The sequence below is a fragment of the Streptomyces odonnellii genome, assembly GCF_000981895.1.
GTDB lineage: Bacteria > Actinomycetota > Actinomycetes > Streptomycetales > Streptomycetaceae > Streptomyces > Streptomyces odonnellii.
Map to the genome: position 1 here is coordinate 1 of NZ_LATD01000308.1, position 18,765 is coordinate 18,765.

Consider the following 18,765-nt stretch of genomic DNA (forward strand, 5'->3'; position numbering starts at 1 on the left):
GGGGTGCCCGGCGTGGGGAGCGGGGGGCCCGGCGAGGCGGTGTCGGCTCCTCGTGCCTTTGCCGGCGGACCTCTGTCGCCGGGTATCCATGGCCATTGGTCCAGACCTTGACGTGTCCATGGGATGGTTCTACCTTCCTGACTCAATGACCGGTTCACAGCTCCACTCAACGTTCATATGAGTGAATCGAGTTGAGGGCCGCCCCCTTGACCGGAAGGCACCCCCACATGCGCCCCGGATCCATCCCCGGACTGCCCAGAATCCTCGGGCTCTCCGCCGCACTCGCCGGTGTCCTGGCCACGGCCTTCATGGCGCCCGCCTCCGCCTCCGCGGAGAAGGCGCCGAAGCCGGCCGCCGCTCCCGCTGCCGCCGCCGCGCCCGCCGTCGCCGCCGCTCCGGCGAGCTTCACCCACCCCGGTGTGAACCTCAGCACCGCCCAGCTCAACTTCGTACGGAGCAAGGTGCAGGCCGGGGCGCAGCCCTGGAAGGCCGCGTACGACCAGATGCTGGCGAGCAAGTACGCCTCGCTCTCCCGTACGCCCAAGCCCCGCGCGGTCGTCGAGTGCGGCTCGTACTCGAACCCCAACAACGGCTGCACGGACGAGCGCGAGGACGCCATCGCCGCGTACACCACCGCGCTGGCCTGGTACATCAACCGCGACGACCGCTACGCGCAGAAGTCCATCCAGCTCATGGACGCGTGGTCCAACTCCATCCAGGACCACACCAACAGCAACGCGCCGCTCCAGACCGGCTGGGCGGGCTCCTCCTGGCCCAAGGCCGCGGAGATCATCAAGCATGTCTACGGCAACTGGCCCAACTCCGGGCGTTTCAGCACCATGCTGCGCAACGTCTATCTGCCCGAGATCATCAACGGCTCCAACTCCAACGGCAACTGGGAGCTGACGATGATGGAGGCGGCGGTCAGCATCTCCGTCTTCCTCGACGACAAGGCGAGCTGGGACAAGGCGATCGGCAAGTATCTGGTCCGGGTGCCCGCGTACATCTATCTGGCGTCCGACGGCGATCTGCCCAGGACCGTACCGAGCCAGAACCTGAACACCCGTGACAAGATCGTCAGTTACTGGCAGGGCCAGGGCACCTTTATGACCGGCCTCACCCAGGAGACCTGCCGCGACTTCGTCCACACCGGCTACGGCATCTCGTCCGTCTCACATGTCTACGAGACCGCCCGGATCCAGGGTCAGGACCTCTTCCCCCAGGTCGGCGAACGGCTGCGGCAGGCGCTGGGCTTCCAGTCCAAGTACGAGGTGCAGGCCGAGCCCGTACCGTCGAACCTCTGCGGCGGCAGTGTGCAGCGCGGTCTCGGCCCGATCACCGAGGTCGGCTTCAACGCCCTCAACACCCGTCTGGGCTACGCGATGACGAACACGCAGCGCCTCACCGAACAGCAGCGCCCGTCGGGCACGAACAACCTGTTCGTGGCCTGGGAGACACTGACGAACGCGAGCAACCCGAACTAGCGGGGTCACACGGCGTCCTCACTGGGGGACGCCGAAGTCAACAGCCGGACACGGGCCGGCGGCCCGGCGGCACACCGCCTCTCCGGTCCGTCGGCCCGTTGGTTTTCCTTTGCGCTGTAGTCCAGATAGCCGCGGTTACCCACTACACCAAGCGTCAGCGCACCCACGACCTCACGATCGAGGGCGTCCATACGTACTATGTGCTGGCGGGCGAGACGCCGGTACTCGTTCACAATTGCAATACACCTCGGGGCTTTCCCGACCGAGAGCTTCCGAGGGACCCCCGGACTGGTGAGCCAGCTCCTGATCCGGCTGGCGCCGGTTATCCGCACACGCAACTTTGGGTGAAGGGAAGCAGGCGCAATCCCCCGTACGCTCAGGCCCGAGAGTTCGATGCAGACGGAAAACCCGTCCGGGATGTCGACTTTACTGATCACGGGAGGCCGCAGAACCATGACAATCCGCATCAGCATCCCTGGAATGAAAACGCGACCGGCGGCACCCGAAGCCGCAGTGGCGCGGAACCATTGGATTGGGGTGACCGATGAGTGAACTTCTGGAATTCCGGATGCATGACGCTGAAGGCGGAATAGTCGGTCTCGACAGGCTGCTTTCCCTGGTCCCGGACAACAACTGGGTATGGTCTGTGCTCGAATTCGACGGGATTGTGCAGGGGGTGACCGGCCTGGAATATGCGGAATTCCGCCAGAAGATAGCTTCCTCGCCGCAGGGTATGTCATGTCGTGGGCTCAGGTTCGGGAATTCGCGACCGGTGTCCGCCAGTGCTTCGATCTGCTGCTCGTAGCAGCAGGAGAGCATCGCCTGCTTGATCCGGAACGATTCGCTGCGGGCGATTTCGCAGGATTCCCCTTGGTTCTAACTGCGAGCGACAGCACTTGGTGGACGGTGGAGATCGACGCCGGCACCGAAGGGGCATCTGTTCTCGCGGCAAGACTCCGAGCGCGCTATAGAGTCGAGACGGGATAGAAGGCGGCGAGCATCAGTAGTCGCTGAGGCAAACTTGAAGCCCCGCCAGATGTGTCCTGGCGGGCTTCTGCGTGGGGTGACGGCAGTAGTTGACGGCAACGTCAGCGGACGAGCCCGGTGCAAGGCGGCGGTTCATCGCCGTGACGCGGGCGAGGTCGGTTGACGCCGTTCAACCTCAGTGCAGTGAATGTTCCGGAGCGCAAGGTGGCAGATTTTCACATCTCGCGAGGCGATGGACGAGGGCATGGGGATTCGAAGATTGATCGGATTGGGGCAGCGTCCGGACGACGCTGGGTGCGCCATGATTGATAGGCAGCGAAAGCTGTGCATGCGAGTCAAGGCGTCATACTTGAGCGTCGAAGGTCTGGAAAAAATTGGTGTTTCCAAAGGGGTGCTAGAAAATCCCCAATGGCCCATCCATGGAGTCAGAGTAAAACCCGAACGAGGAACTTGCGGGTGGTATATCTGGACTGGTAACCACGACGCGGGCGACCCCGACTTTTTTGCGCCGGTGCACACCAAGCATCTATTTGAGTCACGTCCGGATCTGTGTGACTATCTCGGAATGTCACCCGGGTGGCGCTTCTTGATCGCGCCGAACCATGAGGACATCTGGTTTGATCAAGATGCACTGAAGCCCGAGCATTAGACGTCGTTTTTTATGGCGTGGTCAGTCGTTGAACGGTGCATGGCGGATTTGGTGGAGCGGGCCGGATGAGGCAGGTGGAATCGGCGGAGGACATCGCGCACCAGCTCGTCGAGGAGATGGGTGGCTTTGACCCGTCACTGTCGGGGCTGATTCGGCTGGTGAGGCGATTTTCGGCGATCGAGTTTGAAGTGCCGGAACTCCCGAACGCGGACGGGTATCTCTTCCAGTACGGCAAGGCCAACTGGTTCCCTGAGCCCACCTTCGCGCTCGGTATTGTCCGACAGCTTGAAGTCGTTGACGCAGCTGGCGAACATGAGTCTTATATTCAGGTGCAATTTGAATTCAGGTACCCCTTGGATGGCGACCTTGATTCTATGGGCAGTCATTCGGCATGGTGGTTTCCTGGCGGTGAGGTCTCGTTCGACAGTTGGTTGGATTCCGTGGATCGAGCTGAAAATTCGAATCGTCTCGCAGTGAAAAGTCCCCGTGATTTCTCGATCTGGCAAGAGATGGTTTAGCTGGATCGTTGCGTCTCTCGAAAGCAGGAGGCCCCACCGCACCGTTGTCGCGTCGACTCGTCGGTGGCGGGCCCGTCGAGGCACTGAGCCTGTCGATGGCGGCGTGTCCGGCGGCGGGGTCAGTGATCGGTTGCCGGGGGCCGTGCTGTGGAGCAGGATGCTGGGATGCGCTTCTCGGTCAACATTCCGAACTTCGGTGACTTCGCCGATCCCAGAACCGTGGCGAAGGTGGCCGTGGCGGCGGAACGGGCAGGGTGGGACGGGCTGTTCGTCTGGGATCATGTGCTGCATCGCAGGCACTCGGGCAGGCCGTTCGGGGATCCCTGGATGCTGCTGACCGCCGCCGCGCTGGCGACCTCTCGGATCAGGCTGGGCACGCTGGTCACCCCGGTCGCGCGGCGGCGCCCGCAGCAGCTCGCTCGGCAGGTGGCGACCCTGGACGCCGTGAGCGGCGGCCGGGTTGTCTTCGGCGCGGGGCTGGGCGGGCCCGTCGAGGACGAGTACGCGAGTTTCGGCGCCACTACGGACCCGAAGGTGCTGGCCGAGCGGCTGGACGAGGGTCTGGACCTGCTGCGGCGTTACTGGTCGGGCGAGCCGGTGAACCATGACGGACAGCACTACCGGGTACGGGACGTGACATTGCTGCCCGCCACGGTGCAACGACCCCGGCCACCCGTCTGGGTCGCCGGCTTCTGGCCGAACCGGCCGCCCATGCACCGGGCCGCCCGCTGGGACGGCGCGGTCCCCCTGTTCACCGACGCCAGACATGGCCACGTGCCGCCCGTCGGTCAGGTCCGCGATCTGGTCGCGTACCTGCGAGAGCAGCGCGAGCAGTACGAGGACCGGTCCGGCACTCCCTTCGAGATCGTCCTCGGCGGTGCCACCCCGGGCGGCGACGCCGCCAGGACCCGCGATCTCGTCGCCCCGCTGGCCGAGGCGGGAGCCACCTGGTGGGACGAGCGGCAGATCCAGGGCAGTGAGGCACTCGACCGGCTCACACCCGTGCTCCGCCGGATCGAACAGGGCCCGCCGGTCCTGTAGCGCCTCGTCCGATGCGCCACGGGTCAGTGGAGTTCGGCCCCCAGAGTGCCGGTGTCCGTGTTGGCGCCGCAGAGGATGACGCAGACCCGCTCGCCCGGCGACGGGCGGTAGGCGCTCGAGGTGAGGGCCGCCAGGGCGGTGGCGGCGCCGTGTTCCACCGGGATGCGGTGGGTGTCCCAGAGGGTGTGGCGGGCGCGGGAGATCTCCGGGTCGGGGACCAGGACCGAGCGGACATCGGCCTGTTGGGCGGCGGCGAGGGCGAGCGGGGTGGCCCGGGAGGCGCCCAGGGAGTCCGAGGCGATCGAATCGACCAGGACCTCGACGACCGTACCGGCCTCGATCGCGGCGTTCAGGGCGCGGCAGTTCTCCGGTTCCGCCGCCACGGCCCGTACACCATGGTGCCCGGCCGCCGTGGCGACGCCCGCGAACAGGCCTCCGCCGCCGACCGCGACCACCACCGTGTCGAGGCCGGGGAGCTGCCGGTGGATCTCCTCCAGCAGGGTGCCCGCCCCGGCGGCGATCAGCGGGTGGTCGTACGCGTGCGAGGCGAGCGCTCCGCTCCGAGCGGCGTACTCCTCGCAGGCGGCGAGGGCCTCGGCGTACCGGGTGCCGACGAGCCGTACCTCCGCGCCGTACGACCTGAGCCTGGCGATCTTCACCGGTGGGGCGTTCTCGGGCAGGAACACCGTGGCGGGTATCCCCTGGGCACGGGCGGCCCAGGCGCAGGCGAGGCCCGCGTTGCCGCCCGAGGCGATGGTCACACCGGTGTCGGGGAGGGTGCCGGCGGCGCGGTGGGCCTGGAGGAAGTTCTGGGCGCCCCGGGCCTTGAAACTCCCGGTGTGCTGGAGGAACTCCAGCGCCAGCCAGACCTCCGCGGAGCCGACTGCCGGACCGCCGGCCGGACCGCCTGTCGGACCGGTGGCGCCGGGATCGGCCGGCGCGAGGACCACCGGGCGTACGCGGCCCGCGATACGGTCCCCGGCCTGCTTGACGTCGTCGTACGTGAGCCGGTTCACGCGTCCTCCTCCGCTGTGCCGTGTGACATTCCCGCAGCCTATCGCCGCATTCCGCCCGCCGGACTTGCCGTACCCGGCCGCACCTGCCGTACCCGCCGGTTCGTTCCGTGGACCCGCCGCACAGCAGAACCGCCCGGGGTGTCGGAACACCCCGGGCGGTTCCCGGATCAGCCACGCTCAGGCGGCGGTCTCACCGCCCGGCCCCGGAAGCTCAGAAGGTGAGCTTCCAGCTGTTGATACGGCCGACGTCCGCCGACGCGACATCCTGGACCTGGAGGCGCCAGGAGCCGTTGGCCACCTCGGACGAGGCGTTCACGTAGTACGTCTCCACGACGTTGTCGGCCGAGTCGCTGCCGACCGCGTCCTTGAGGCGGTACGAAGTGCCGTCCGGGGCGAGCAGGTTGATGACCAGGTCACCGCGCCAGGTGTGCGTGATGTTCACGTCGACCTGGAGGGACGTCGGGGCGTTGCCCGTGACACCGGTGACGTTGAGCGCGGAGGTCACCGCGGCGCCGTTGTCCGGGATGGCCACCTGCGTGGTGCTCTCGAACGACTGGCCGGTGCCGCCGCCACCGGGGCGCGGGCCGACCGCGATGCCGGCCCAGGCGTTCTGGACGGCCGTGTACTCGGCGCTGGTGGCGCCGTACAGCTCGGCCGTGGCCGCGAGGGTGCCGGTGCGGGCGGCCGCGTAGTTGGTCGAGGTGGTGAACTTGGTGGCGAGCGCCCGGAACCAGATCTTCTCGGCCTTGGCGATGCCGATGCCGGTCACCGGCAGACCGTCCGAGGTCGGGGAGTTGTACGAGACACCGTTGACGACCTTGGCGCCGCTGCCCTCGGAGAGCAGGTAGAAGAAGTGGTTCGCCGGGCCCGAGGAGTAGTGGACGTCGATGCCGCCGATGCCGGAGTACCAGTAGTCCTTGGACGCGCCGTCCTTGCTCGGCCGGTCCATGTACCGCAGCGGGGTGCCGTTGCCGTTGATGTCGATCTTCTCGCCGACCAGGTAGTCACCCGGGTCCTGCGGGCTGTTGGCGTAGAACTCGACCGCCGCGGCGAAGATGTCGGAGGTGGCCTCGTTCAGACCGCCGGACTCACCGCTGTAGATCAGGCCCGCCGTGGCGGCGGTGACGCCGTGCGACATCTCGTGCGCGGCGACGTCGATCGACGTCAGCGGCTTGAGGTCGCCCGCACCGTCGCCGTACGTCATGCAGAAGCAGCTGTCCTGCCAGAAGGCGTTGATGTACGCGTTGCCGTAGTGCACCCGGGAGGACGCGCCGACACCGTCACCGCGGATACCGGTGCGGCCGTGCACGTTCTTGAAGTAGTCCCAGGTCTCCGCCGCACCGTAGTGGGCGTCCGCGGCCGCGGTCTCCGTGTTGGAGGGCGAACCGTTGCCCCAGACGTCGTCCGGGCCGGTGTAGAGAGCGCCGGTGTCCGCGTTGGACGTCTTGTGGTTGCCGCGGCCGGTGTCGGTCAGGCTGTACGTCGACCCCGACTGAAGCGTGCCCAGGGTGACCTGGCCGCTGTACTGCGTGTTGCCCACACCGTTCTTGACGGCCTGCCACTCGTACAGCTTCTTGCCGTTGGCGGCGTCGGTCACGACGTGCAGCTCGTTCGGAGTGCCGTCGTGCTGGAGCCCGCCGACGACCGTCTCGTACGCGAGGACCGGTGCGCCCTGCGCCATCCAGACCACCTTGCGCGGCGCGCGGTCGGCCTCGGCCTTCTTCGAGCCCTCCGCCGCGGCGGCGCTCAGCGCCTGCTTCTCGGCGACGGCCGGCGCGATGTCCGCCGTGGTGGCGACGTTCTTGAGAGCGGCAGGGGAGGCCTTGGTGACGGACTCGGTCGCGCCCGCCTTCTCGGCCACGATCAGGTCGCCACCGAGGACCGGGAGGCCCTGGTAGGTGCGCTCGTAGCGGGTGTGCGTGGTGCCGTCCACGTCCTGGACGACATCACGGACGACGAGCTTCTCCTGCGCGCCGAGGCGGAGCTCCTTGGCGGTGTCCGCCTTGGACGCGTCGGCCGCCTTGATCAGCGCGGTGCGCTGAGCGGGGGAGAGAGCGCGCTGCTGCGCGCCGGGGTCGGCCTTGCCGGCCACCGGTGCGGCGGGTGCGCTTTCGGGCTGGGCGGTGGCGGTGCCGGCCTGCAGGCCTACGGACAGCAGGGCCGCTGCGGCTATCAGAGCGCCGGTCGCGGTGGCGCGGCGGCTGGGCGTGGATCTCACGCGAACTCCTTCTGCGAGGGGGGTACCGGGCCGCTCGTTGAGCAGCCCGGACAGAGCAAGCGGAGCAATGTGGTGCGGAGAACGGGGGAAGAGTGACAGCCGTGACCGCTTACTGTCAGGAGCGCGTCAACAAGTTGGCCGGAAACGGTTCGCTGCCCGACAGACCCTGTTCGTTAAGCGGACGTTTCGTCGATCATCGTGGCGATGCCGCCGATGGTTCGCACTGTGCCAACAGCGGTCCGCCGGGGCCCGATTCGAGGTCTGCGGCGGTGCTGTGCGCGAGATTGCCAATTGTGAACGCGATGTTGAGCGGGCCATGACGGCCCGCTGACGGGACCACTTCGCAACGTGGCCGAATTTTTGCCGCGTGTTTCCGCGCGGAGCAAAGAGCCGAAGCGGTCCGAAAGGGGTCAGTGCGCTGTCTCACGTACCGGAACGGGCGGCGGCGCGGCGGCGCCCGCTGTCACCGGCTCGCGCGACCACCGGCCCGCGATCACCGCGCACACCATCAACTGGAGCTGGTGGAACAGCATCAGCGGCAGGATCACCAGCCCCGCCGAGGACCCGAACAGCACGGCCGCCATCGGCAGCCCGGTCGCGAGGCTCTTGTTGGAGCCGCAGAAGACGATGGTGATCCGGTCCTCCCGGCCGAACCCCAGCCGCCGCGCGGCGAACGAGGTCGTCGCCAGGGCCACCGCCAGCAGGCCGGCGGCCAGCACCAGCAGGGCGAGCAACCGGACCGGTGTCATCTGCCGCCAGATGCCCTCCGCCATGCCCTTGCTGAACGCCGTGTAGACCACGAGCAGGATGGAGAACCGGTCCAGCAGACCGATGCGCTTCTTGTGCCGCCCGATGAAGCCGCCGATCCAGCGGCGCAGCAACTGGCCCGCGAGGAACGGCAGGAGCAGTTCGGTGACGATCGTGAGCAGCCCATGGAGCGAGAAGCTCACGCCCGAGCCGATCAGCCAGGCCGCGAGCAGCGGGGTGGCGAGCATCCCGGCCAGGCTGGAGTACGTACCGGCGCAGATGGCCGCCGGGACATTGCCCCGGGCGGTGGAGGTCAGCGCGATCGACGACTGGACCGTCGAGGGGACGACGCAGAGGAAGAGCAGCCCCGCGTAGACCTGCTCGCTGAGCAGGTACGGTACGAGGCTGCCGACGGCGAGACCGAGCAGCGGGAAGAGCACGAACGTGCTCGCCCCCACCACCAGGTGCAGCTTCCACTGCCGCAGCCCGTCCAGCGCCTCCCGGGTGGAGAGCCGCGCCCCGTACAGGAAGAAGAGCAGGCCGATGGCGACATCGGCGCCGCCGCCGACGGCCGTCGCCGCCCGGCCCGTGGCGGGCAGCAGGGCCGCCAGTACGACCGTGCCGAGGAGGGCGACCACATAGAGGTCGACCGCCCTCCTCAAACGGCCTGGCCAGGACTTCAGCCAGGTCATGGACGCCACGTCACTCACCGCTTTCGCCTTGCCACGGAGGATGGCCGATCTCGCCGATCCAGTGGCCCGAGGAGGCGGGCCGCGGCTCGGGCGCGGGTTCCCGCGCGGGCTCCTGGGCCGGATTCCGCGCGGACTCCGGTGCCGGTGCTGATTCGCGCGCCGGCGCCGGGTCGGGTTTCGGCGGGGCTCCGGCGCCCGAGCCGTCCCCCGTGTGTACGTCGATGGCGCCGCCGCCCCCGTCGTGGTCGCTGCCCGCCGTTCCCCGGCTGAGGAGCAGCGTGTTGAGTGTCCGGTCGACCTCCAGCCACGAGTCCGCGAAGGAGTTGTCGATCACGATGAGGCCGACGCTCCGGTTGCCCTGGGGCGGTTCCGGCGAATCGTCCTCGTCGTCGTCCTGGGCTGCCACGGGTGCGGGCGGAGTCCCGGCGGACGCCGCGCCGCCGGCGCTCAGCACGCCCGCCGCCGCGGCCACGGCGACCCCCGCCGTGGCCGCCCCTCTCGCGAGGGGTCCCGCATTGCGCTGCCGGTGCCGGCCGGACCCGGGCCGGAAGAGTTTTACGGTCATCGGACGATGCGCGGTCAGATCGAAAGCGGCTGACGGATCCGGTGATGCCTGCTGATGTTCTGCTCCAGCAGTTCCGTGGAGCCCCTGACCCCGATGGATCCGTTCTCCGCGGTGTCCGGGAGCCGCCCGTCGGCCAGTTTCAGATCGATCAGCGCTCCGTCGATCGCGCCATGCGCGGCGAAAAGGCACGGCGTGCTGTAGATGGCGACATCGACGCCGAGTTCCGTGAGTTCCGAGAGGGAGAGCCGCGGCGATTTCCCGCCTGCGATCTGGTTGAAGAGAAGCGGTTTGTCGCCGACGACCGAGCGGATCTTACGAATCCACTCCACACTCCGCACCCCGTCGACGAGAACGACATCCGCGCCGCTCTCCGCGAGCGCCTCGGCCCGGCGGATGATCTCCCCCTCCTCCGTGGCGTCCGTACGCGCCACCACGAGCAGATCCTCCCTGCTGCGCAGCACCAGATCGAGCTTCTCCAGATACTCTTCCAGGGGCAGGATCAGCTTGCCGTCCGCGTGCCCGCACCTGCGGGGACGCTTCTGGTCCTCCAGGATCACCCCGGACGCCCCGCCGCGCTCCAGCCGCTGCACGACATGGCAGGCGACCTCCGGATCCACATAGCCGTCGTCGATGTCCACGAGCAGATGGTGCTGCGGGAAGGCCAGCCGGAGCCGCTCCACGAAGGCCACCATGTCGGGCCAGGCGATGAAACCGATGTCGGGCAGCCCGTAATGCGAGGCGGCGAAACCGAAGCCGGAGACGAAGAATCCGTTGTAGTGCTGGGCCGCGATCGATGCCGAGTACATGTCATAGATACCGATGAGAGGCGTGGTGCGCTCCGACGCGACAGCTTCTCGCAGGGTGTTGCCGTAGCTCATGGTTCTCCCTCAATTCAGAACCCGCCCGGTCACGGGTTCAGGCCCTGTCGTGACGGGCAAACATTTACAGAAAACCAAGACTCAGTAAAACGACACACCGGGACACACCCCGAAGAGGCAAAATCTAGCCAGTGGGTAATATATGGGTAATGTCTGCGAAACGTTTATGCCCCGCTGAATTCCCTTGTCAGGCAAGGCTTTCGCGCCAGGCGCGGTGCAGGCCCGCGAAGCGGCCGGTGCCCGCGATGAGATCGGCGGGGGCGCCGTCCTCGACGACGCGGCCGTGCTCCATCACCAGCACCCGGTCCGCGATCTCGACCGTCGACAGCCGGTGGGCGATCACCACCGCCGTACGCCCGTGCAGGACGGTGTCCATGGCGCGCTGCACCGCCCGCTCGCCCGGGATGTCCAGCGAGCTGGTCGCCTCGTCGAGGATCAGGACCGCCGGGTCGGCGAGCAACGCGCGGGCGAAGGCGACCAGTTGGCGCTGGCCGGCGGAGATCCGGCCGCCGCGTTTCCGTACGTCCGTGTCATAGCCGTCCGGCAGGCCGCTGATGAACTCATGGGCGCCGATGGCCCGCGCGGCCTCCACTATCTCCTCGCGGGTGGCCTCCGGACGGCCGATGGCGATGTTCTCGGCGACCGTTCCGGAGAACAGGAAGGCCTCCTGGGTCACCATCACCACCCCGCGCCGCAGCTCGGGGGTGTCCAGCTCGCGCAGATCGACGCCGTCGAGAAGGACCCGGCCGTCCGTCGGGTCGTAGAACCGGGCCAGCAGCTTGGCGAGCGTGGACTTGCCGGCGCCGGTCGAGCCCACGACCGCGACCGTCTGCCCGGCCGGGATCGTCAGATCGAAGCGGGGCAGTACCTCGCCGCCCGTACGGTACGCGAAGCTCACCCCGTCGAAGACGACCTCGCGGCCCGGGAAGCCGCCGGTCGTGGCGGGCAGCGGCCGGGGGTGCTCCGCCTCGGGCACCGAGGGCGTCTGGGCCAGCAGTCCCGCGATCTTCTCCAGCGAAGCGGCCGCGGACTGGTACGAGTTGAGGAACATCCCGAGCCGGTCGATCGGGTCGTACAGCCGCCGCAGATACAGCACGGCCGCGGCCAGCACACCGAGCGCCAGGGTGCCGCCCGCCACCCGGTAGGCGCCCCAGAGCACGATCCCGGCGACGGTGGTGTTGGCGACGAGCCGCGAGCCGACCACATAGCGGGCCATCTCCAGCAGGGCGTCGCCGTTGCTGCGCTCATGGCGGTGGTTGAGCACCCGGAACTCGGCGTCGTTGGCCCGCTCGCGGCGGAACGCCTGCACCGGCCTGATGCCGTTCATCGTCTCCGCGAACTTCACGATGACGGCGGCTATCGCGGTGGAGCGCCGGCCGAAGACCTCGGCCGCGCGGCGCTGGTAGAGCCGTACGAGCAGATAGAGCGGTACGAACGAGAGCACGGCCAGCGCGCCGAGCCCCAGATCCAGCCAGAGCAGCATCGCGCTGATGTAGACGAAGGCCAGGACCACGCCTATGAGTTCCTGGAGGCCCTCGCTGAGCAGCTCCCGCAGGGACTCCACATCGGTGGTCGACCGGGATATCAGCCGTCCCGAGGTGTAGCGCTCGTGGAAGTCCACGCTCAGTGCCTGGGCATGGCGGAAGATCCGGCCGCGCAGATCGAGCAGGACGTCCTGGTTGATACGGGCGGAGGCGCGGATGAAGGCGTACTGGAAGCCGCCGGAGCCGGCCGCGCAGAGCGCGTACCCGGCGCCTATCGCGATCAGCGGACCGTGGTCGCCCGTACGGAAGGCGGGCACGCCGCGGTCGATGGCGTACGCGACGAGCAGCGGGCCCGCCTGGGCGGCGGCCTGCTGGAGCAGCAGGAGCAGCGCCGCCACCGCGACCCTGGTGCGCCGGGCGCGCAGCAGTGACCGCAGCAGAGTGCCGGTGGCGCCGGGCGGCGCGGGCAGCGCGTCCTGGCCGAAGGGGACCGGCGGGGGCGGGCGCCTTCTGGAGCGTGACGGTCTCCGTACCCGTACCCGTACCCGTACCCGTGGCCGGTTCGTCGTCGGGGGCCGGGCCCGTACCCATGGTGCTGGTCGATGTGGTCATCGGACGCTCTCCTCAACGACGTCGGCCCCGGCCTCGGTGTCCTCCGCGGTGCCGGGCTCCCTGTCCCGCTCCGCCCCGGACATCAGCCACGCGTACTCCTCGCTGCCCCGCAGCAGTTCCTGATGGGTCCCCACGGCCGTGATCCGCCCGCACGAGATCAGCGCCACCCGGTCGGCGAGCATCACCGTCGACGGGCGGTGCGCCACGACCAGCGCGGTGGTGTCCTTGAGCACCTGCCGCAGCGCCCCCTCCACCAGCGCCTCCGTATGGACGTCCAGCGCGGAGAGCGGATCGTCGAGCACCAGGAAGCGCGGCCGGCCGACCACCGCCCTGGCCAGCGCGAGCCGCTGCCGCTGGCCGCCCGAGAGACTGAGCCCCTGCTCGCCCACTTCCGTACGGGCCCCCTGGGGCAGAGCACCGACAAAGCCCGCCTGGGCCACGTCCAGCGCCCGCGACAGCGCCTCCTCGTCGGCCCCCTCCGCGCCCATCAGCACGTTCTCCGCGACGCTCGCCGAGAACAGCGTGGGCTCCTCGAAGGCCACCGACACCAGCTCCCGCAGCCGCGGGCGGGGTATCAGCGCGATGTCCTCGCCGTCCAGCGTGATCCGCCCGGAGGTGACCTCGTGCAGCCGCGGTACCAGCGCGGTGAGCGTGGTCTTGCCGGACCCGGTGGCCCCGACCAGGGCCATGGTCTCGCCGGGTCTGATGTGCAGATCGATCCGGTCCAGTACGGCCGGGGAGTCCGGCTCGGCGTCCGGATAGCGGAACGAGACCCCCTCGAAGCGCAGCCCGTCCCCGGACTCCGGGAGACCGGGTGGCTCCTCCCCGGCTTGCCGGGCCGTTGGCCGGTCCGACGGCTCCGCCTCCTCCTGTACGTCCATCACCTCGAAGAAGCGCTCGGTCGCCGTCGCCGACTCCTGGCTCATCGCCAGCAGGAACCCCATCGACTCCACCGGCCACCGCAGCGCCAGCGCCGTCGACAGGAACGCCACCAGCGTGCCCGCCGAGAGCGCGCCGTCCGCGACCTGGACCGTGCCCAGCACCAGCGCCGCGCCGATCGCCAGCTCCGGAATGGTCATGACCAGCGCCCAGATGCCGGCCAGCAGCCGCGCCTTGCCCAGCTCCGTGGCCCGCAGCCGCTGAGCCAGGGCCCGGAAGGCGAGCGCCTGGCTGCGATGGCGTCCGAAGCCCTTGATGATCCGGATGCCGAGCACGCCCTCCTCCACGACCGTCGTCAGATCGCCGACCTGGTCCTGTGCCTGCCGTGCCACCAGGGAGTACTTCGACTCGAACAGCGAGCAGAGGATGACCAGCGGTACCACCGGCGCCAGCAGCACCACCCCCAGCGACCAGTCCTGGAGCAGCAGGATCACAAAACCCGCCAGGATCGTCGTCGTGTTGACGAGCAGAAAGGTCAGCGGGAAGGCGAGGAACATCCGCAGCAGCATCAGGTCGGTCGTCGCCCGCGAGAGCAACTGGCCGGACGGCCACCGGTCGTGGAAGGCGACCGGGAGCCGCTGGAGATGGCGGAAGAGATCGGCGCGCATCGCCGCCTCCACCGACGACAGCGGCCGGGCCACCAGCCAGCGCCGGAAACCGAACAGCACCGCCTCGACGATCCCGAGCAGCAGCAGCGCCAGCGCGCCCAGCCAGACGCCCCCAGGGTCCCCGTCGGTGACCGGTCCGTCCACCATCCACTTGAGGACGAGCGGGAACACCAGACTCAGGCACGACGCGACTATCGCGACAAAAGCCGCACTGAACAGCCGCGCGCGCACCGGTCGTACATAGGGCCACAGCCGCAGCAGCGCGCGTACGGAGGACCGGTCCTTGGTGGTTGCATCTGTCTCGGACATCACGAGCGAGCCTACGGTTGACCACTGACATCGCTCATGTGTTTTTCCGCCAGTCGAGTGTGCGCTCCGTCTGTCGTATGTCCATATCAACCGAATGGCTGATGGGCGTTCGAGCGTGATGGCCGATACCCGGAGCCCGCCCCGGAGGCGACTCTCGGGGCATGGCGATTATCGAAGTGAGCGGACTGCGCAAGGAGTACGGGGGCCGGGCCGTCGTGGACGGCGTGTCCTTCGCCGTGGCCGAGGGGGAGATCTTCGGAATCCTCGGCCCCAACGGCGCGGGCAAGACGACGACCGTCGAATGTGTCGAGGGTCTCAGGATCCCCGACGCCGGTACGGTCCGGGTGGCCGGGCTCGATCCGGTCGCCGACCACGAGCGGGTGACGCGCGTCCTCGGCGTGCAGCTCCAGGAGAGCGAACTCCAGGCGAAGCTGACCGTGCGGGAGGCGCTGGAGCTGTACGCGGCGTTCCATCCGAGGCCCGCCGACTGGCGCCCGCTCGCCGAGCGCCTCGGGCTCACCCCCAAGCTGACCACCCGGTTCGCGAAGCTGTCCGGCGGTCAGAAGCAGCGGCTGTCCATCGCGCTCGCCCTGATCGGCGCCCCGCGCGTGGTCGTACTCGACGAACTGACCACCGGCCTCGACCCGCGGGCCCGCCGGGACACCTGGAGCCTGATCGAGGAGATCCGGGACTCCGGGGTGACCGTGCTGCTCGTCACCCACTTCATGGAGGAGGCCCAGCGGCTCTGCGACCGTATCGCCGTGATCGACAAGGGCCGGGTCGTGGCGCTGGACTCGCCGGGCGGGCTGATCGCCCGGTCGACCGCCTCCACCGTCATCTCCTTCACCCCCTCGCACCCGCTCGACGACCGTGAACTGGCCGCACTGCCGGGGGCCGCCTCCATCGAGACCCTCGCGGACCGGATCGTGATCAACGGTACGGACGAGACCGTCAACGCGGTGATCTCGCTGCTCGCGCGGCACCGGGTCACGGCCCGCCAGCTCCGGGTCACGGAGGCCTCGCTGGACGACGCGTTCCTCGACCTCACAACGGAATCCGCAGCGGGAGCCGCGACGGGAGACACGGGCGGAGCCACAGCGGAAGCCGCCTCCGGAGCCGATCCCGGATCAGCCGCCGGCTCCGCCCCGGACACCGGAGCCGCCGTCGGCTCCGCCCCGGACACCGGCTCCGCCGCCTCCACCGGATCCGCCCCCGTCGCCTCGTACACCCCCGCCGACCGCCCCGAAGAGAGGCACTGACATGTTGTCCTCCGCGTCCACCGCCGTTCTCAGGACCGAGGCGCGCCTGATGGCCCGCGAACCCGGGATCCTTTTCTGGGTCGTGCTGTTCCCCTCGCTCCTCCTCACGATCCTCGGGCTGATCCCCGCCTTCCGCGAGACCGACGCGGGGCTCGGCGGACGCCGGGTCATCGACCTCTATGTGCCGGTCTCCGTGCTGCTCGCGCTGATCATGGCCGGGATCCAGGCCATGCCTCCCGTGCTGACCGGCTATCGCGAGCGGGGCATTCTGCGCCGGATGTCGACCACTCCGGTACGGCCCGCCTCCCTGCTCACCGCCCAGCTCGCGCTGCACGGCCTGACCGCGCTCTGCTCGGCCGTGCTGGTGATCGTCGTGGGGCGGCTGGCCTTCGGCGTACGGCTGCCGGAGCAGCTCGCGGGGTACACGCTCGCACTCGTTCTCACCGCGGCGAGCGCGCTGGCGCTGGGGGCCACGGTCTGCGCGCTGTCGCGTACGCAGAAGATCGCCGGGGCCATCGGCTCGGCCGTGTTCTTCCCCGCGATGTTCACGGCGGGTGTCTGGGTGCCCGTGCAGGTGATGCCTGACAACCTGCGGACCATTGTGGAGTTCACGCCCTTCGGCGCCGCCTCGGAGGCGCTCGACCAGGCGATGCGCGGCGGCTGGCCGGGCTGGGCGGACCTCGGGGTGACCGCGCTCTGGGCTGTTCTTCTCACCGCGGGCGCGGCACGCTGGTTCCGCTGGCAGTGAGCGGCGCGGGCCGCGGGAGCGGGAGAGGGGGCGGGGGAGAGCGATGCGCGAAGTGACGGGCGGCGCCGCGACGACCGGCGCGGGACCGGGCGACGCCGCTGACCGGCCGGTCTCCGTACCGGTCTCCATCGAGGAGCGCTGGGAGCAGTTCTACCGCTGGGGCCCCTATGCCCTGCTCGGGCTCTCCACCCTGATCGGCAGCACCGTCGCCGACGATCTCCCCATGAGCCGCACGGAGATGTACGTGTCGGCGGTGCTCGTTCCGACGGCTGTCGTCCTCCAGCTCTGGTGGGGACGGATACGGCGGGGCGTGCCCGAGCACTCCCTGCCCGGACAGCTCTACTACGGCCTGCGCACCGCCCTCGCGTTCACCCTCACCTGGCTCAACCCCTTCTTCGCCGTTTACGCGCTCCTCGGCTACTTCGACGCCGTCCCCCTCCTGCCCCGGCGGCTGGTCCGCCCCGGACTGCTGATCACCGCCGTGACCATGGCGGGCTCCAACGCGGGCGGACTGCCGCCCGCCAGCCCCATCCAATGGATCCTCTTCGCCGGGCTCTTCGGCCTGCACGCCTGCCTCACCCTCGTCTTCGCCCATCTCGGCACCCGGGAGGCCGAGGCGGCCAAGGAGAAGGCCGCGACCATCGCCGAACTGGAACTGGCCAACGCCCGGCTGGAGCAGGCCCTCGCCGAGAACGCGGGCCTCCACGCCCAGCTCCTCGTCCAGGCCAGGGAGGCCGGTGTCGCCGACGAGCGCCGCAGGCTCGCCGCCGAGATCCACGACACCATCGCGCAGGGCCTGGCCGGGATCATCGCCCAGCTCCAGGTCGTCCACGTGACCGCCGACCCCGCGGTCGCCCGCGACCACCTGGAGCGCGCCGCCGCGCTCGCCCGGCACAGCCTCGGCGAGGCGCGCCGGTCCGTACAGAACCTCAGCCCGGCCGAGCTGGAGAACGACACGCTCCCCGAGGCGCTCAGAAAGACCGTCGCCACCTGGGCGGAACGGTCCGGCGTCCGGGCGCGGTTCACCGTCACCGGTACGGAGGAGCCCCTGCACGACGAGGTCGCGGCGACCCTGCTCCGTATCGCGCAGGAGGCCCTCGCCAACACCGCCCGGCACGCGAAGGCCGCCCGCGCGGGCGTCACCCTCTCGTACATGGGCGACGAGATCAGCCTCGACGTACGGGACGACGGGCGCGGCTTCGACCCGCTCTCCGTGGCACCGCGCTCCGGTACGGGCGGCTTCGGCCTGGACGGTATGCGCGCCCGCGCCGAACGGATCGCCGGGACCGTCACCGTCGAGTCCGAGGAAGGGCAGGGCACGGCCGTCTCGGCTCGCGTACCTTTGGTCCGCCATGGCTGAGCAGCGGACCATCACCCTGATCGTCGTCGACGACCATCCCGTCGTACGGGACGGTCTGCGCGGCATGTTCGAGTCCGCGCCCGGCTTCGAGGTCCTCGGCGAGGCGGCCGACGGTGTCGAGGGCGTCGCGCTCGCGGTCCGGCTCGACCCCGATGTGGTGCTGATGGACCTGCGGATGCCGGGCGGCGGTGGGGTCGACGCGATCGCCGAACTCACGCGCCGGGGCGCCCGCGCCAAGGTTCTCGTCCTCACCACGTACGACACGGACTCCGACACCCTCCCCGCGATCGAGGCGGGCGCCACCGGCTATCTGCTCAAGGACGCGCCCCGCGAGGAACTGTTCACGGCGGTACGGGCCGCCGCCGACGGACGTACGGTCCTCTCGCCGGCCGTCGCGTCCCGGCTGGTCTCACGGGTAAGGACGCCAGCCGCCGCGGGCCGGGAGCCGGTGTCGGCGCGCGAGCGCGAGGTGCTCGAACTGGTCGCCCGGGGCACCCCGAACAAGGAGATCGCCGCTGAGCTGTTCATCAGCGAGGCGACCGTGAAGACGCATCTCACGCACCTCTACGCCAAGTTGGGCGTCAAGGACCGCGCGGCGGCGGTCGCGGTGGCGTACGAGCGGGGCATCCTGGGCTGACCTGGGCGGTCGCG

General features: G+C 69.4%; 13 protein-coding genes and 3 pseudogenes. 9 read left to right on the top strand and 7 right to left on the bottom strand.

Annotated features, from left to right (window positions below):
• Window positions 1–227 precede the first annotated feature (227 nt).
• From WH07_RS26460 to WH07_RS26470, 5 genes and pseudogenes are all read left to right on the top strand, one after another.
• Entirely contained in the window at window positions 228–1,484 is a 1,257-nt protein-coding gene (locus WH07_RS26460; protein WP_046505076.1) for an alginate lyase family protein, read from the top strand.
• A 125-nt stretch (window positions 1,485–1,609) separates the two neighbouring features.
• Window positions 1,610–1,726: pseudogene (locus WH07_RS42235) on the top strand (hypothetical protein); the annotation flags it as partial.
• A gap of 977 nt (window positions 1,727–2,703) precedes the next feature.
• Window positions 2,704–3,120 (top strand): immunity protein Imm33 domain-containing protein, encoded by a 417-nt coding sequence (locus WH07_RS39960; RefSeq protein WP_157877435.1) that lies wholly within the window; start codon window positions 2,704–2,706, stop codon window positions 3,118–3,120.
• Between the two features lie 65 nt (window positions 3,121–3,185).
• Window positions 3,186–3,638, top strand: coding sequence for a hypothetical protein (locus WH07_RS36395; RefSeq protein ID WP_052744565.1), 453 nt, complete (start codon window positions 3,186–3,188; stop codon window positions 3,636–3,638).
• A gap of 165 nt (window positions 3,639–3,803) precedes the next feature.
• Window positions 3,804–4,679, top strand: coding sequence for an LLM class flavin-dependent oxidoreductase (locus WH07_RS26470; RefSeq protein ID WP_046505078.1), 876 nt, complete (start codon window positions 3,804–3,806; stop codon window positions 4,677–4,679).
• Between the two features lie 23 nt (window positions 4,680–4,702).
• On the opposite strand, the gene WH07_RS26475 is transcribed toward WH07_RS26470, so the two are convergent.
• The 7 genes and pseudogenes from WH07_RS26475 to WH07_RS26505 all read right to left on the bottom strand — a co-directional run bounded on the left by WH07_RS26475 (window position 4,703) and on the right by WH07_RS26505 (window position 14,747).
• Complete coding sequence (locus WH07_RS26475; RefSeq protein WP_046505081.1) at window positions 4,703–5,695, bottom strand: serine/threonine dehydratase; 993 nt, start codon at window positions 5,693–5,695, stop codon at window positions 4,703–4,705.
• Window positions 5,696–5,906: 211 nt separating this feature from the next.
• Window positions 5,907–7,913: a M4 family metallopeptidase gene (locus WH07_RS26480; protein ID WP_046505084.1), complete on the bottom strand. Its 2,007-nt coding sequence runs from the start codon at window positions 7,911–7,913 to the stop codon at window positions 5,907–5,909.
• A 410-nt stretch (window positions 7,914–8,323) separates the two neighbouring features.
• Window positions 8,324–9,352 carry a bile acid:sodium symporter family protein gene (locus tag WH07_RS26485; RefSeq protein ID WP_046505205.1) on the bottom strand — a complete coding sequence of 343 codons (1,029 nt, stop codon included), beginning with the start codon at window positions 9,350–9,352 and terminating at the stop codon, window positions 8,324–8,326.
• A gap of 10 nt (window positions 9,353–9,362) precedes the next feature.
• Window positions 9,363–9,917 carry a hypothetical protein gene (locus WH07_RS39055; protein WP_157877436.1) on the bottom strand — a complete coding sequence of 185 codons (555 nt, stop codon included), beginning with the start codon at window positions 9,915–9,917 and terminating at the stop codon, window positions 9,363–9,365.
• Window positions 9,918–9,931: 14 nt separating this feature from the next.
• The gene (locus WH07_RS26495) at window positions 9,932–10,795 is read right to left on the bottom strand and encodes an isocitrate lyase/PEP mutase family protein (RefSeq protein WP_046505087.1); all 864 of its coding nucleotides are present in this window, start codon (window positions 10,793–10,795) and stop codon (window positions 9,932–9,934) included.
• 187 nt (window positions 10,796–10,982) lie between these two features.
• Window positions 10,983–12,891, bottom strand: a pseudogene (locus WH07_RS26500) (ABC transporter ATP-binding protein).
• Entirely contained in the window at window positions 12,888–14,747 is a 1,860-nt protein-coding gene (locus tag WH07_RS26505; RefSeq protein ID WP_046505090.1) for an ABC transporter ATP-binding protein, read from the bottom strand. Before WH07_RS26505 ends, WH07_RS26500 begins: the two are co-directional and overlap by 4 nt.
• Before the next feature lie 161 nt (window positions 14,748–14,908).
• Between WH07_RS26505 and WH07_RS26510 the strand changes: the two are divergent.
• The 4 genes and pseudogenes from WH07_RS26510 to WH07_RS26525 all read left to right on the top strand — a co-directional run.
• Window positions 14,909–15,808 (top strand): annotated as a pseudogene (locus tag WH07_RS26510) (ABC transporter ATP-binding protein); the annotation flags it as partial.
• A gap of 199 nt (window positions 15,809–16,007) precedes the next feature.
• Window positions 16,008–16,754, top strand: coding sequence for an ABC transporter permease (locus WH07_RS26515; protein ID WP_046505094.1), 747 nt, complete (start codon window positions 16,008–16,010; stop codon window positions 16,752–16,754).
• A gap of 52 nt (window positions 16,755–16,806) precedes the next feature.
• A complete protein-coding gene (locus WH07_RS26520; RefSeq protein ID WP_408645942.1) occupies window positions 16,807–18,114 on the top strand; it encodes a sensor histidine kinase in 1,308 nt (435 codons plus the stop codon).
• Complete coding sequence (locus WH07_RS26525; protein WP_046505096.1) at window positions 18,107–18,751, top strand: response regulator; 645 nt, start codon at window positions 18,107–18,109, stop codon at window positions 18,749–18,751. The genes WH07_RS26520 and WH07_RS26525 overlap by 8 nt, the downstream gene beginning before the upstream one ends.
• The last annotated feature ends 14 nt before the right edge of the window (window positions 18,752–18,765 follow it).

Bases quoted from the DNA above. Each gene is read 5' to 3' on its own strand.
- WH07_RS26460 (WP_046505076.1), top strand. From the start codon at position 228: ATGCGCCCCGGATCCATCCCCGGACTGCCCAGAATCCTCGGGCTCTCC.
- WH07_RS39960 (WP_157877435.1), top strand. From the start codon at position 2,704: ATGGACGAGGGCATGGGGATTCGAAGATTGATCGGATTGGGGCAGCGT.
- WH07_RS36395 (WP_052744565.1), top strand. From the start codon at position 3,186: ATGAGGCAGGTGGAATCGGCGGAGGACATCGCGCACCAGCTCGTCGAG.
- WH07_RS26470 (WP_046505078.1), top strand. From the start codon at position 3,804: ATGCGCTTCTCGGTCAACATTCCGAACTTCGGTGACTTCGCCGATCCC.
- WH07_RS26485 (WP_046505205.1), bottom strand. From the start codon at position 9,352: ATGACCTGGCTGAAGTCCTGGCCAGGCCGTTTGAGGAGGGCGGTCGAC.
- WH07_RS39055 (WP_157877436.1), bottom strand. From the start codon at position 9,917: ATGACCGTAAAACTCTTCCGGCCCGGGTCCGGCCGGCACCGGCAGCGC.
- WH07_RS26495 (WP_046505087.1), bottom strand. From the start codon at position 10,795: ATGAGCTACGGCAACACCCTGCGAGAAGCTGTCGCGTCGGAGCGCACC.
- WH07_RS26505 (WP_046505090.1), bottom strand. From the start codon at position 14,747: ATGTCCGAGACAGATGCAACCACCAAGGACCGGTCCTCCGTACGCGCG.
- WH07_RS26515 (WP_046505094.1), top strand. From the start codon at position 16,008: ATGTTGTCCTCCGCGTCCACCGCCGTTCTCAGGACCGAGGCGCGCCTG.
- WH07_RS26525 (WP_046505096.1), top strand. From the start codon at position 18,107: ATGGCTGAGCAGCGGACCATCACCCTGATCGTCGTCGACGACCATCCC.